Raw genomic sequence first — 13,365 nt, 5'->3', positions numbered from 1 at the left:
GTCAAAGCGTAACTTAATCAATTTTCTGAGATTTCCACGGTAATGGATCAACAGATTGTCCGTTCACATACAAACCCCAGTGTAGATGCGGTCCAGTAGATGCACCAGTTGAACCCACTGCACCAATTTTTTGCCCTGCTTGCACAAAATCACCCTCTTTGACATCAATACGACTTAGGTGCATGAAAATACTGATAACTCCCTGACCGTGATCAATGCCTACTAAATTACCATGAACTCGGAACCCTTGGGATACTTTACCCACTAAAGCAACTCGTCCAGCCGCTGGGGTAATTACGGTTGAACCTTCTGCACCTGCATAGTCTTGTCCACGATGGTAGTAGTCTTTAGCAAATTTACCATTGTAGTAACGACGGACACCATATTTAGTGGATGTTCTCCCAGCATTGGGGGTAAGAAAAGCACCATTCCAATATTTTTCTGGTGTTTGTAGGGCTTTCAATTCTTTTACGCGCTTGAGTTCATACTTGGTAGCATTAACTCCAGCTTTTCCCGGTGGTAGAGTGATCCGTTGGACGGGAAATTTGCGATCGCGTACCTTTACTGATAAATTTTGTTCTTGTCCATTTTCGAAAACTTTAATTGTCCTCACTCCAGCTTGTTCTAAGGGAGTTGTAGGCACAAAAGAACGATATTTACGAGGTGCAATTTCAAAAGCTGGATATATTTTTTCGCCCACTGTTACAGTAGGATTGCTGATTTTTTCTGAGGTATTTGCCTCAATGACAACAGAAATTGTATCTCCTAATTGAGGATTTTTCGGTAATACCTGTACTTCTAAAGCCTTTGCTGATGAGTTTAAAGCAATGGGTACAGCAGCAATTATGCCTATAAACATTTTGGCATGGTTGATAATACTAAAACCTGACAATTTGTTCTCTGGATTAATAGGGTTACGCATGATAGTCATAGGTTGATAAACAAATTTTTTGTGGCTGTTAATTAACAGACTAATTTATCGTAGTTAGTGTTTCCCAGCAAAGTTAATAAATTATATTTTCAATATTATTATTAAGCCCCCATACCTGAATATTTTTTCATTCCTCTGCGCCATAAAAAACGATTGACACCAAAAAATATAAGAAACCAACCGGAGATTGATAGAAATCCTCTGGTTAAATCTACAGGTAGTCCTACTAAAATACTAGCTGGAAAATTAATCATATAGGGAAAAGGTGTAAACATGACTATGTTTCTAATATTTTCTGGAAAAACATCTAAAGGTGCTATCAAACCTGATAAAAATACAAAAAACAACAACCATAAATTTTCTAAGGCTGCCGCCCTTTCTGTCCAAAATGCAAACATAGCAAAGGTATATTGAATGATAAATCTTAAAGCAAAAACCATAATTGCTGCTAAGATAAATAGAAATAAGTTAGTTATACTTGGCAACCAAAAGGCTTGGGGATAGAGAACAAAAAAGAGTGCTGCTAAAAGCAATACAAAAGGCATTCTAGCGACTCTTTCCGCCAGATGGTTGGCAACATGGTGCCAAACTGGATCTAAAGGCTGTAATAATTTTGGCGAAAGTTTACCTTCTAATACTTCTTTTTCAAAATCATAAATTACCCAGACAACGGTGATTTGCCTAGCCAGAAAAACTGCGAAAAAATATCGAGCGAAGTCTACAGATTTAAAAGCAAATTGACCACTACCAGCAGCTTGCATCCAAATACCCATCATGATAATTGGTAAAGAACCAGCTAAAACCCAGAAGATTAATTCCGATCTATATTCCAGCAGATTAGCATAATATACTGATAGCAAAGTTAAGGATTTTTTAACAATTTTTTTCATAGTTATCAATGGTTAAATCCTTTTTGAAAAACCCTACCAATTACCTCTTCTACTGGTGGTTCTGTCACTGTTAAATCTATCACTTCTAAATCGGCTAAAATCCGAGAAACAGTGCGAGTCATGGCTTCTTGTTGGACAATAAATCTCACCCTTCTTCCTTCTAGCATTTGCACATCACCATAGGATATAAGTTTTTCTAGTGGTAATGCTTGCGCTAATTCGACATAAATTTCTCGATAAGGAGCAAAATTTTCTAATAATCCATCTAATCTACCATCATACATGAGTTTTCCTTGATGAATTAATAACACCCGTTCACACAAAGCGGTAATATCAGCCATGTAATGACTTGTTAATAATATTGTAGCTTGATATAGCTGATTATATTCTTTTAAAAAGTTACGCACTCCTGCTTGAGCATTAACATCTAATCCTAAAGTCGGTTCATCTAAAAATAAAACTTGGGGACGGTGTAAAAGTGCTGCTAACAGTTCAGCTTTCATCCGTTCACCTAATGATAATTTGCGGACGGGTTGGGTTAATTTACCTTCCAAAGCCAGCATTTCTGTTAGTTCTCCAACTCGACGTTGAAATTCTTTATCAGAAATATTATAAACTGCGGCATTAATTCTGAGAGAATCTAATGCCGGTAAATCCCAAATTAATTGCTGTTTTTGTCCCATCACTAAGGTGATTTTTTGCAAAAATGCTTCTTGACGATTAAAGGGAATAAATCCACCGACTTTAACCGTACCTTTAGAAGGATGAATTAATCCTGTCAGCATTTTTAGGGTGGTAGTTTTGCCAGCACCATTAGGACCTAAAAATCCCACTATTTCTCCGGTTTCAATGGTGAAGGTGATATCCTGAACGGCAGGAATTGAGCGATAGGTGCGGCGGAAAAAATGGTTAATTGTTCCCTGAATACCTGGTTGTTTTGTGGATACAGGATAGAATTTATTGAGTTTTTCTGCTATAATGATTGACATGAAAGATTTATTTCCTTCTACCTGATAACGTCTAGTTTCTGGTGATTGGTCATTGGTGAAAACTCTAGCTGAGTCGTTAATAGGGAAGACACTAAGGAACGCAAATTTAATAACCTGCAATTCTGATGTAACCTGGAATGGTGCGTTACGCTGTCGCTAACACACCCTACTTTTGCACCTTATTTAATTCACATTCCTAACTGCCGACAGCCTACTATTAGTTTGTCGTTTTTTGTTGTTACTAAGATCATAACTTGTGATCAGTATAACATATCCCCACAACTAGTTAATAACCTGACAAATATTTGCCATAGCTACTAACAATTGTGGGGAATTAAGGACTTTTAACTCTGTTCTCTGCTATCGTCTAGAGGTTTGATTATGACATCGCTTGAATGATGTAATCAAAGTAGGGTGCTGTTTCTCCAGCGTCTTCGGCATTTAATAGATCTAAGGACGCTTGTTTGAGAGAGGCGATCGCTTCTACCATTCCAGGGACAGGAACGCCTAGAGAGTTGTACATTTCGCGCACACCAACCAAACCAATTTTTTCAATGGGTTCTTTGTCACCAGCAAGTACACCGTAGGTGATTAGGCGTAAGTACCAGCCAAAGTCCCGAATACACAAAGCCCGTTGTTTGTCACCGTAAGCATTACCACCGGGGGCGATAAAGTCAGGGCGTTTTTGCCAAAGTTTTTTGGTGGCTTCTTGAACGATCTTTTTCTCGTTTTCCGAAAGGGTGGCGGCGATTCTTGTGCGCTGCACACCTGTCTCCAAAAATGCTTGGATGTTTTTGAGTTCGCCACTGCTAGGGTAACGCAGTTCGTCGTCGGCTTGGAGAATAACTTGGCTAATTACAGTCATGATTATCTAAATGAACTGAAATATTTATATCTGCTAGTTTACCGACTTAGAGGGACATTCGGGAAGTGTATGGGAAGATAGAGATAAATGAATTTACATTCGACATTGGGGAACTTCCGCTTCCCAGTGAGAAAGTTCCCTGTTCTCTAGCAACTGACTAATGACTAATATAATGTGGCGACAAGATGAAATTATTGAACTGGAAATTACTGATTTAAGCGACACTGGGGATGGTGTGGGACGCTTTGAACAGCGGGTGGTTTTTGTTGCTGATACTGTTCTGGGCGATCGCCTACTTGTCAAACTATTCAATGTTAAGCCAAAATATGCCTATGGTCAGGTGCAGGAATTATTGCAAGCCTCGCCTCAACGGGTGCGTCCCAGTTGTATTGTCGCTGATAAATGTGGTGGTTGTCAGTGGCAACATATCAATTATGACTACCAATTAATCGCCAAACACAATCAAGTAACTCAAGCCTTAGAAAGAATTGGCGGTTTTGTGAATCCACCCATAGATCCAGTCCTGGTAACTGCTGCATCCTTTGACTATCGCAACAAAGTCACCTATCCTATCGGTAGGTCAGCCACAGGTCACGTCCAAGCTGGATATTATCACAAAGGTACTCATAAATTAATCAACTTGAATCAATGCCCCGTCCAAGACCAGCGATTAAATCCCCTATTAGCTGAAGTAAAATTGGATATTGAACAGCAAGGTTGGTCAATTTATGACGAAACCCGACATAAAGGCTTAATTCGCCACTTGGGTTTACGCATTGGTCGTCGCACAGGAGAAATGCTGCTAACTTTGGTCGTCAAAGATTGGAATTTACCAGGGATTGAAACCCAAGCCCAGCAATGGTTACAGCGTTATCCTGAGTTAGTTGGTGTGTCACTTAACCGCAATAGCGATCGCACAAATGCTATATTTGGATCAGAAACCCGTTGTCTAGCTGGAACTCCCCACATTCAAGAAAAATTCGCCGGACTGGATTTTCAAATCGGACCAGATACATTTTTCCAAGTGTACACAGAAACAGCCGAGGCACTCCTAGCCGTAATTCAGTCAGAACTGAACCTACAAGGGCATGAAATCCTCATTGATGCCTACTGTGGTGTAGGGACATTGACTTTACCCCTAGCCAAACAAGCACGGCACATCACAGGTTTAGAACTGCAATCAACAGCAGTACAACAAGCAACTGTCAATGCCCAAAAAAATGGCATCAATAACGTCACATTCCAAGTAGGCGCAGTAGAAAAAATTCTCCAGAATTTGGAAATTATCCCAGATGTCGTCTTACTTGATCCACCCCGCAAAGGATGTGAAGCTAACGTTATTAAAACATTAAGAAACCTGAAACCATCTCGAATTGTTTACGTCAGTTGTAAAGTAGCCACCCTCGCCCGTGACCTCAAGTTGCTTTGCGAAGCTGGGCTATATAAACTCACCAAGGTGCAACCTGCCGACTTTTTCCCGCAAACCGCCCATGTAGAAGCCGCTGCTTTTCTAGTCCTGTCGGACAATGATCAGAATAGTTAATTCTTTCCAAAAATAAAAATCAGAAATTTGTACTCTAGTGGATACTCATAATGCTAAAATGGAATTACATAAAAATAGAAACTCATTTTGTTTTAAAAAAATCGAAGCTGTATAGAATCTGAAGGAAGAGATTAAATTGTGTTAAATACAAACTAGCAGTTAACAAGAGCGTCCTGCCCATTCTGTTCAAAAATAGCCATTCTTATTCATCTAGTAAGTGAACAGATTAACCTTGGAAAATTGTACATCAACAATATGAATTCTCATTCCCAGTTATCAGCCGAGAGCATTTTTATAAATTTAGTTTTACAGACTCAAGTTTGAAGGCAGCATGACCACCTAATTTTTATCAGAATGCCTGAAAAAGCTTTCCTGATGTCTAGCTAAATAAAAGCTACGGGGTTTCTCTTGTGATTACCATTTCTCTTCGTCCAGTTGGGCGTTATTGGGGGACAATTAGTTTTGCCTCCACCCTCTATCTTTGTCCAATCCTAGATTTACTCTTGACTGATATTCCCGTAAAATTACAATCAGAACTACGACTAGGACTTCAAGAAGCCCTAGTAAATGCAGCTAAACACGGGAATAATCTTGATCCCGGTAAATTAGTCGTAGTTAGGTTCTCACTAATAGATAATCAGTATTGGTGGATTATCTCAGATCAGGGTAGCGGTTTCACTCCCTCCCTAGAAGATCATAGTGATCCCAACGACTATTTACCACCAGACGAAGCAGAAAGTGGGCGGGGTATGTCCTTACTGCATCAAATTTTTGATCAAGTAAAATGGAATGGCAAAGGTACAGAACTTACGCTTTGTAAACAAGTAGAAAGCCGGCGTTTATTATCTTTGCGAAGATAAGAGGGAACAGGTGCTACGCCACGGGGACAGGTTATTTCTTTATTACCTCGCGCTGATGTCCATGCGTGGGGCAAGGAGGGGCGGAAATTGACTTATTTAGCCAGCCTACAGCTTGTTCTAGCCTAGCCTGTGCTTCTTGGGGTTCATTTTTGACCAAAAACACCATTGCGGCGGCTGCTTGTTCACTAGCGCGGGCATTGCGGTTAGACTTGAGCCGATGCCAATCATCAGGAGAAATACTCAGCCGTTCCATAAGCGCCTGTGCTAGTTCTAGAGTGCTAATTTGATTGAGTTGGCTAGTTTGCGACATAAGACCAAGTGCCGAGTCAAGGGTAAAAGTTATGATTTAATCATCATAGCTAATGAACAATCACCAATGACCAATTCAGAGGAAAATCCCCAGCCAAATTTTGCACAGGAATTGGAGGAATTAGAAGCTTCACTACGATTCTTAAAAGATAGATATGCTCAAGTGCAAAAAGATCAACAACAAAAGGCACAATGGCAACAAGAATTAAAAAATTTAAAGCAAAATAGACAGCAGACTCCCGAAATTAAAGCCGAGTTAAATCGCCTTCAAAAACAATTAGAAGTATTAGAAATCAACCTAGAAAGCCAGTTGTTTTCTTGGGTAAGTCTGAAAAGACCTTTTTGGCAAGCTATTCGTTTTGGTGGGTTAGGTGTTATTATAGGTTGGTTATTAAAATCTTGGGTTGGTTGAAAAGATCCCCGACTTCTCAAAGAAGTCGGGGATCTGAATCCTTTCCTTTAACAAATTGTAGAAAATGCTAAATCCTCGTATTGCAGAAATATTAAGAAGTGGTAAACCAGATGAAACTTTAGTAGTCCAAGGTTGGGTAAGAACAAAACGCGAATTAAAAGGATTTGCATTTTTAGAAGTTAATGATGGTTCATCCTTGGGTAATTTGCAAATTGTCATTAATCAAGATCTACCAGACTATCAAGGAATATTAAAACAAATCAATACAGGGGCTTCTATAGAAGTATCAGGAGTCCTAGTAGCTTCCCAAGGTAAAGGACAAAGAATAGAATTAAAAGCAGATACAGTCAAAGTATACGGAGATGCTGATCCTGATACCTATCCTCTGCAAAAGAAACGTCATTCCTTTGAGTTTCTCCGCACCATAGCCCATTTACGTCCGCGAACTAACTCCTTTGGGGCAGTATTCCGGGTGAGGAATGCTTGTGCGATCGCTATTCACCAATTTTTTCACGAACGAGGCTTTTTATGGGTACATACTCCCATTATTACCGCCAGTGATTGTGAAGGTGCGGGTGAATTATTTAGTGTGACTAATTTCAATTTAAAGAATGTTCCTAAAACAGAAAATCAAGAAATTGATTATAGCCAAGACTTCTTTAGTAAACCTGCATATTTAACAGTCAGTGGCCAATTAGAAGCCGAAATCATGGCAATGGCTTTTACGAATGTCTACACCTTTGGTCCGACATTCCGGGCTGAAAATTCTAATACTTCTCGACACTTAGCCGAATTTTGGATGGTTGAACCAGAAATGGCTTTTTGTGATTTAGAAGCTGATATGGATGTAGCTGAAGAGTTTCTCAAACACATTTTTAAATATGTGATGGAAACCTGTCCCGAAGACATGGAATTTTTTAATGAACGGATTGATAATACTGTTTTAGAAACTGCCAATAATATTATTAACAATCAGTTTGAACGATTGACTTATACAGAAGCAGTCAAACTTTTAGAAAAAGCTGATGTTAAGTTTGATTATCCTGTGAGTTGGGGTGCGGATTTACAATCAGAACATGAACGCTATTTAGCTGAACAATTGTTCAAAAAGCCTGTTATTGTTACAGATTATCCTGCCCAAATTAAAGCCTTTTATATGCGGTTGAGTGACGATGAAAAAACCGTCCGCGCTATGGATATTCTCGCACCAAAAATAGGCGAAATTATTGGTGGTTCACAACGGGAAGAAAGACTTGATGTTTTAGAAAAACGGGTATTAGCACAGGGTATGAAACCAGAGGATTTGTGGTGGTATTTAGATTTACGTCGTTATGGTACTGTTCCCCACGCTGGTTTCGGTTTGGGGTTTGAAAGATTGGTGCAATTTATGACGGGTATGGGAAATATTCGGGATGTGATTCCGTTTCCTCGTACACCACAAAGCGCAGAGTTTTAATTATTTTAGAGGCGTTTTCAATAACGTCTCTTCTATTTTCCTTGATTATAAATTATCCAAGGTTTTAATTGGCGATCGCACCATTTACCCGCAACTAACTCTGTCACTAAAGGTGTAATCATAAACTTCGCAGGAACCCCCCCCAAAACATCCACCCGCACACAAGAATAAGGTTTTTTACTCTCCAAACCACTCCCACTCCGTCCCACATACAACAGCGAATCAGCAACCTTGCGAATGGCAAGATCCCCATTATTGTTGAAGGTTTCCAGCAATTCCCCTCCCTCTTGACGTTGACGACGAAGACGACGACCACTACCACCGGCAATAATATAATTAATATAAGAATCCGCGTGTCCTGTATTCACAGTTTGCAAATGCTCAAAACAATGGGCGTGTCCGCTGAATATTATATCTACTATTGGGCGTTCCTGAGTTATATTACCTAAACTTGTTGCCACCTCATCAAAAACATCCCGTAACCGATGACGAACCGCTAAAGTTTGCCCTTGATTCCATTTACTACCTTCTGTCACATAAGGTGGATGATGGAAAAATATTACCCGTCCTCTAACTGCGTCATTCTGCCAAGATGCAATTAATCTCTCTTTTAACCAATTTAATTGTTCAAAATCAACATTGGTATTGGTATGAGACTCTAATTGCTTTTCAATATCAATTTTTACCTCATTGATTTGGTCTAATTTTGCCCCCAGTTCAGCCAATAATTCCGCTTGTTCAGGGTTTTCAGGATTGAGTTTGTCACATTCCGTCAAAATCCGTAATTCTTCTTGGTCAATTTCCTGACGACGTTGCACTAATTCCCGACGGAAATCATCCCCAGCTTGGTTATGAGGTAAAGGATCTGGAGTATTGAAAGTATTAGAATCTAAGGCAAAAAAGTCAATACCACCGTAACAAAAATTATAGTAGCGATTAGGTAAACGAGTAAAATTCCCCGGTTGATAACGTAAACATTTACCCATACTAGTTTTAGCGTTGTAATGCTGTTTTAAATATGCTTCCAAATCAGTTGGAGAAACTGCCGCCAAATAATCTAAAAATGCTCTAGCATAGGCATCACCTTGATTTGAACCGTGCCAACCAATCTCAATATCTTTATAACGCAACATCCGCCGCAAAGGCAAAGTCGAACCAGTTAATAACCGATAGAGTAAAGGCACATCATAGTAATCATGATTACCCAGCACTGGTAAAATCGGCAGTTTAAATACCATCTGATCATAAGCAATATTTTGAGGTTGATGACCACCCACCAAAAATTCCCGGTAAGGTTCAATAAAATTAGCTGGGTAATATTCACGAGAACCTACCATATAAATCACATCACCAGTGTGCAGCACAAAACGGCAATCATCACCATGATTTACCATCATTTTGGCAACTTCCCGTTGGGGATGGTGTCCAGAATAGGATTTAGTCCCAGTATCACCCATCACCATAAACGAAAAATCTGGAATTTCTGAGTTGCCATCATCTATCACCATAGAGGTTTGGTCAATTCCCTGCTGTAAGACACTCGAATGCTGCCATCGCACCCGTTGTTTCATCTTTTGAATTTTGACAGAAATCGGTGGTTCAGAAATCAATTTCATAGGAAATAATATTGTCAGAATCAGGATATCCAGGATTTAAGGATTAACAGGATTACGGTTTAAAGGCGTTGGTGAATCGAGGTATGAAATTTCCAAATAGAACCTTTAAAAATCTTACCTTTGCGTCTTTGCGCCTTTGCGTGAGACTAAAATTCATACCCTTAATCAGCAACACCCGGTTTAAATTAGTCCGCGCAGGTGGACTTTGTTTGTGTAGAAGAGAAATCAATTTCATAGGAAATAATATTGTCAGAATCAGGATATCCAGGATTTAAGGATTAACAGGATTACGGTTTAAAGGCGTTGGTGAATCGAGGTATGAAATTTCCAAATAGAACCTTTAAAAATCTTACCTTTGCGTCTTTGCGCCTTTGCGTGAGACTAAAATTCATACCCTTAATCAGCAACACCCGGTTTAAATTAGTCCGCGTAGGCGGACTTTGTTTGTGTAGAAGTGACTTCTAGTCGCCTAATTTTGATAAACTAGCGAAAACCTGTTTCACCAATTGCTGAGTTTTAGTTTCTAATTGTTGCCAATCCACATCACCATATTCATCAATTAAGCTAATATCAATATCAACCGCTGTATTCTCTGGACTATAATTCAGAAAACATACTTGATAACACAAATCCCACAAATCTATATTGACTTGTTCCCCATGACGTTGTAAAAGCAAGTGATATCCTGGATGGGGCATAGGTAAACTCGCTAGAGTTTGTCTAATTTCCTCCGCTTGTGTGGGTGTTGCGGTTTCCATTTCTTGCACCAACTGAGTTACCAAGGCTTTTGTTTCATCAGTAGTGTTAGCAGGCCAAGTCAACACATCTTGATAAGTCCCTTGCCAGTCAGAGATATCCAACTGCTTGCGAAGATTATCAATCACACGAATGAACGCAGGTTGCATCAAGATTTCAGCTTGTTGCCATGAGGTAGAATTAGTTATCTTAGGTGGCATAGCTAGTCAATAGGGATACTGATATAGAAGGAGTCAGGAGTCAGGAGTTAAGAGTCTCTTACCATAAGGCTTTTACTATAGATTCTGTATATCATCCAAGTTGTAGGGTGCGTCAGATATCAATAATCTGTTTATTGGCAGGACTTATGCATTCTCACGCACCCTACCAATGTCCTGACTCCTGACTCCTGACTCCTAATACAATTTAAATCTTTTCTCAAGATACCTGATTTCAGAAAGAGAAATTTGGAGATATTGACTACTAGCGGGAAAATTAAGCTGTAAAGCTGGGGAGGGAAATTATGATAGGCAAATTACTAGATCATCGCTACCAAGTCATTCGCGTCTTGGCGACAGGGGGATTTGGTCAAACCTATATTGCCCAAGATACCAGACGGCCAGGCAATCCCGTCTGCGTGGTTAAACACCTGAAACCAGCTAATTCTGACCCTAACATCTTTGTGACTGCTAAACGCCTGTTTCATAGCGAAGCAGAAACGTTAGAAAAATTGAGTAACCATGACCAAATACCCAGGCTTCTCGCCTATTTTGACGAAAATAAGGAATTCTTTTTAGTCCAAGAATTTATTGACGGACATACTCTCAATGAAGAACTTATCCCCGGACAGCCTTGGAGTGAAGCCCAAGTCATGCAAATGCTGCTGGAAATCTTGAGTATTTTAGAGTTTGTTCACCAGGAAGGTGTGATTCACCGCGACATTAAGCCAGATAATATTATTCGCCGTGCGGCTGATTATAAATTAGTTTTAGTAGATTTTGGTGCAGTTAAACAATTGCGTTGGCCTTGCCCGCCGCAGGCATCGCCTTTAGTCATGGTCGGCGGACAGCAAACAGCTACCGTAGTCATTGGCACACCTGGCTATATGCCCACAGAACAGGGACAAGGTAAACCCCGTCCTAATAGTGATATTTACGCTTTAGGGATTATCGCCATTCAAGCATTAACAGGAGTCCCAGTCAGCCAATTACAAGAAGATCCAGATACAGGGGAAATTAACTGGCAACATTTAATTCCTGTGAATCCCGGTTTAGTCGCAATTCTAACGAAAATGGTGCGTTACCATTTCAAAGAACGTTATCAAACAGCAACGGAAGCCTTACAAGCTTGTCAAAACTTGGTAAATCTCACCCCAGAATTTACCCAACCTTCCGTATCTCCTCAAATTATTTATCAATCTCCGCAAAATCTAGCTTCCAGATTTACACAGAAAACAATGGCGGTTTCCCCCGCTAATCATGTTCCTGTGCAACCTGCACCTCAACAATATATTCCCCAAGAATCTAATAAACCAGATCCTTTACCTTTATTAATTGGCATATTATTAGCTGGTGGTGTAGCCGCTTTATTTACAAATGTATATCCCAATTTTAAGAATTTAACTAGTAATTTAACAGGGGAAAAAACCAAATTAACAAATCATTGTCTGGCTGTAGTTGCAGCTAATTCTAATATCCGTTCTGAACCAAGTGCCATCAATTCTGATAATATTTTGAAAACCTTGGGTGCAGCCAGTGAATTTGAGGTGACAGGTAAACGCACAAATAGAGGTTGGGTAGAAATTAAACTTTCATCTGGACGTTTAGCATGGGCGCATTCTGATATTATTGCTAACAATGAAACATGGATTTCTTGCCGTCGAGATAAAGGTTTGGCTATGCAAACTGTAGATGATAGTCCTTTAATTACATCTCGTCCAGTTCCTCAAGTTTCCGCCAAATCTGCGGTAGCAACTCCCACTCCTGAACCATCCCCACCAGCCATCGAAGATAAGACAAAAACGGTGGCAAAAGCTCGACAAAAGTTTGAATCAGGAGATTTACAAGGAGCAATTTCTCTGTTAAAATCAACTTCAGGAAATGCTATTTCTAGTATTAAGGAAACCGTTGATACTGTTAATCAATGGCAGAGTGATTGGGCAAAAGCCGAAGCGTTAGCTAAAGATATTAATAAAGCTATTGATAATGGTCAATGGGATGAAGTTTTAGCTTATCGAGATCATCCAGAAAAGCTCCCGAATATTAAATATTGGCGTGATAAATTAGAACCAATGTTTAAACAAGCTGCTGATAATGCCGCCAAACAAATATTACCCCAGGAAAATAAACCAACCCCTTCCTCGACACCAAAAGATGGGGTTTAAAACACTAGATTATTTAGTAATTTTCTAAGTAATCGAAGCTTGTTTAATTTTACAACTTGTGTCCAGCAAACTTTGATAAACTGGAAAAATTGAGAGTGATCATTGATTGCGATCGCTCTATTGATCAATGTTATGATTTATTCAATTACCCAAGAATTAGGTTCAAGATAAAGTGAACAATAGATGTTATCGAACATACGAATTAAGAGGGTGTTTGAAAAGTTAGAAGTTGAGTAAAAAAAGCTCTCAGGGTATAATCTGTAAATACAAAGATACAGAACCGTAGAGAGCAATGAGTAAAGTATACTCCAGCAACTTAACTAGAGAACAGTGGGAACTAATAGAACATTTAATTCCAGCAGCTAAAACTGGTGGT

General features: G+C 39.5%; 12 protein-coding genes. 5 read left to right on the top strand and 7 right to left on the bottom strand.

Features of this window, described 5'->3' with window-relative positions; genetic code table 11:
• Positions 1–13: 13 nt before the first annotated feature.
• From IQ226_RS16285 to IQ226_RS16270, 4 genes are all read right to left on the bottom strand, one after another.
• Positions 14–931, bottom strand: coding sequence for a M23 family metallopeptidase (locus IQ226_RS16285; protein ID WP_193896993.1), 918 nt, complete (start codon positions 929–931; stop codon positions 14–16).
• Between the two features lie 101 nt (positions 932–1,032).
• Complete coding sequence (locus IQ226_RS16280) at positions 1,033–1,821, bottom strand: ABC-2 family transporter protein (RefSeq protein WP_193896991.1); 789 nt, start codon at positions 1,819–1,821, stop codon at positions 1,033–1,035.
• 5 nt (positions 1,822–1,826) lie between these two features.
• The gene (locus tag IQ226_RS16275; RefSeq protein ID WP_193896989.1) at positions 1,827–2,810 is read right to left on the bottom strand and encodes an ATP-binding cassette domain-containing protein; all 984 of its coding nucleotides are present in this window, start codon (positions 2,808–2,810) and stop codon (positions 1,827–1,829) included.
• A gap of 379 nt (positions 2,811–3,189) precedes the next feature.
• Positions 3,190–3,675, bottom strand: coding sequence for an allophycocyanin subunit alpha-B (locus IQ226_RS16270; RefSeq protein ID WP_193896987.1), 486 nt, complete (start codon positions 3,673–3,675; stop codon positions 3,190–3,192).
• A 160-nt stretch (positions 3,676–3,835) separates the two neighbouring features.
• Between IQ226_RS16270 and rlmD the strand changes: the two genes are divergently transcribed.
• Complete coding sequence (gene rlmD / locus IQ226_RS16265) at positions 3,836–5,218, top strand: 23S rRNA (uracil(1939)-C(5))-methyltransferase RlmD (protein ID WP_193896985.1); 1,383 nt, start codon at positions 3,836–3,838, stop codon at positions 5,216–5,218.
• 410 nt (positions 5,219–5,628) lie between these two features.
• Entirely contained in the window at positions 5,629–6,078 is a 450-nt protein-coding gene (locus IQ226_RS16260; RefSeq protein WP_193896983.1) for an anti-sigma regulatory factor, read from the top strand.
• 31 nt (positions 6,079–6,109) lie between these two features.
• Here IQ226_RS16260 and IQ226_RS16255 read toward each other — a convergent pair whose 3' ends face one another.
• Positions 6,110–6,388: a DUF6439 family protein gene (locus IQ226_RS16255; protein ID WP_193896981.1), complete on the bottom strand. Its 279-nt coding sequence runs from the start codon at positions 6,386–6,388 to the stop codon at positions 6,110–6,112.
• Positions 6,389–6,454: 66 nt separating this feature from the next.
• On the opposite strand from IQ226_RS16255, the gene IQ226_RS16250 reads away from it, so the two are divergent.
• Together IQ226_RS16250 and asnS are read left to right on the top strand one after the other, a co-directional pair.
• Positions 6,455–6,799 (top strand): hypothetical protein, encoded by a 345-nt coding sequence (locus tag IQ226_RS16250; protein ID WP_193897032.1) that lies wholly within the window; start codon positions 6,455–6,457, stop codon positions 6,797–6,799.
• A 64-nt stretch (positions 6,800–6,863) separates the two neighbouring features.
• Positions 6,864–8,255 carry an asparagine--tRNA ligase gene (gene asnS / locus IQ226_RS16245; RefSeq protein WP_193896979.1) on the top strand — a complete coding sequence of 464 codons (1,392 nt, stop codon included), beginning with the start codon at positions 6,864–6,866 and terminating at the stop codon, positions 8,253–8,255.
• Positions 8,256–8,287: 32 nt separating this feature from the next.
• Here asnS and IQ226_RS16240 read toward each other — a convergent pair whose 3' ends face one another.
• Positions 8,288–9,871, bottom strand: coding sequence for a metallophosphoesterase (locus IQ226_RS16240; RefSeq protein WP_193896977.1), 1,584 nt, complete (start codon positions 9,869–9,871; stop codon positions 8,288–8,290).
• 461 nt (positions 9,872–10,332) lie between these two features.
• A complete protein-coding gene (locus tag IQ226_RS16235; protein WP_193896975.1) occupies positions 10,333–10,827 on the bottom strand; it encodes a hypothetical protein in 495 nt (164 codons plus the stop codon).
• A gap of 302 nt (positions 10,828–11,129) precedes the next feature.
• Between IQ226_RS16235 and IQ226_RS16230 the strand changes: the two genes are divergently transcribed.
• On the top strand, positions 11,130–12,989 hold the full coding sequence (locus tag IQ226_RS16230; protein ID WP_193896973.1) for a serine/threonine protein kinase: 1,860 nt from the start codon (positions 11,130–11,132) through the stop codon (positions 12,987–12,989).
• Positions 12,990–13,365: the final 376 nt, after the last annotated feature.

Origin of the sequence: Dolichospermum sp. LEGE 00240, assembly GCF_015207875.1 — a bacterium.
Taxonomy (GTDB): domain Bacteria; phylum Cyanobacteriota; class Cyanobacteriia; order Cyanobacteriales; family Nostocaceae; genus Dolichospermum; species Dolichospermum gracile.
The sequence above is the reverse complement of the archived record's forward strand: the minus strand, read 5'-3'. Positions and strand labels throughout refer to the sequence as shown.

Excerpts from the sequence above, each read along its gene's own strand:
- IQ226_RS16235 (WP_193896975.1), bottom strand. The coding sequence starts at position 10,827 with ATGCCACCTAAGATAACTAATTCTACCTCATGGCAACAAGCTGAAATC.
- IQ226_RS16270 (WP_193896987.1), bottom strand. The coding sequence starts at position 3,675 with ATGACTGTAATTAGCCAAGTTATTCTCCAAGCCGACGACGAACTGCGT.
- IQ226_RS16255 (WP_193896981.1), bottom strand. The coding sequence starts at position 6,388 with ATGTCGCAAACTAGCCAACTCAATCAAATTAGCACTCTAGAACTAGCA.
- IQ226_RS16240 (WP_193896977.1), bottom strand. The coding sequence starts at position 9,871 with ATGAAATTGATTTCTGAACCACCGATTTCTGTCAAAATTCAAAAGATG.
- IQ226_RS16230 (WP_193896973.1), top strand. The coding sequence starts at position 11,130 with ATGATAGGCAAATTACTAGATCATCGCTACCAAGTCATTCGCGTCTTG.
- IQ226_RS16250 (WP_193897032.1), top strand. The coding sequence starts at position 6,455 with ATGACCAATTCAGAGGAAAATCCCCAGCCAAATTTTGCACAGGAATTG.
- asnS (WP_193896979.1), top strand. The coding sequence starts at position 6,864 with ATGCTAAATCCTCGTATTGCAGAAATATTAAGAAGTGGTAAACCAGAT.
- IQ226_RS16285 (WP_193896993.1), bottom strand. The coding sequence starts at position 931 with ATGACTATCATGCGTAACCCTATTAATCCAGAGAACAAATTGTCAGGT.
- IQ226_RS16275 (WP_193896989.1), bottom strand. The coding sequence starts at position 2,810 with ATGTCAATCATTATAGCAGAAAAACTCAATAAATTCTATCCTGTATCC.
- IQ226_RS16280 (WP_193896991.1), bottom strand. The coding sequence starts at position 1,821 with ATGAAAAAAATTGTTAAAAAATCCTTAACTTTGCTATCAGTATATTAT.
- rlmD (WP_193896985.1), top strand. The coding sequence starts at position 3,836 with ATGACTAATATAATGTGGCGACAAGATGAAATTATTGAACTGGAAATT.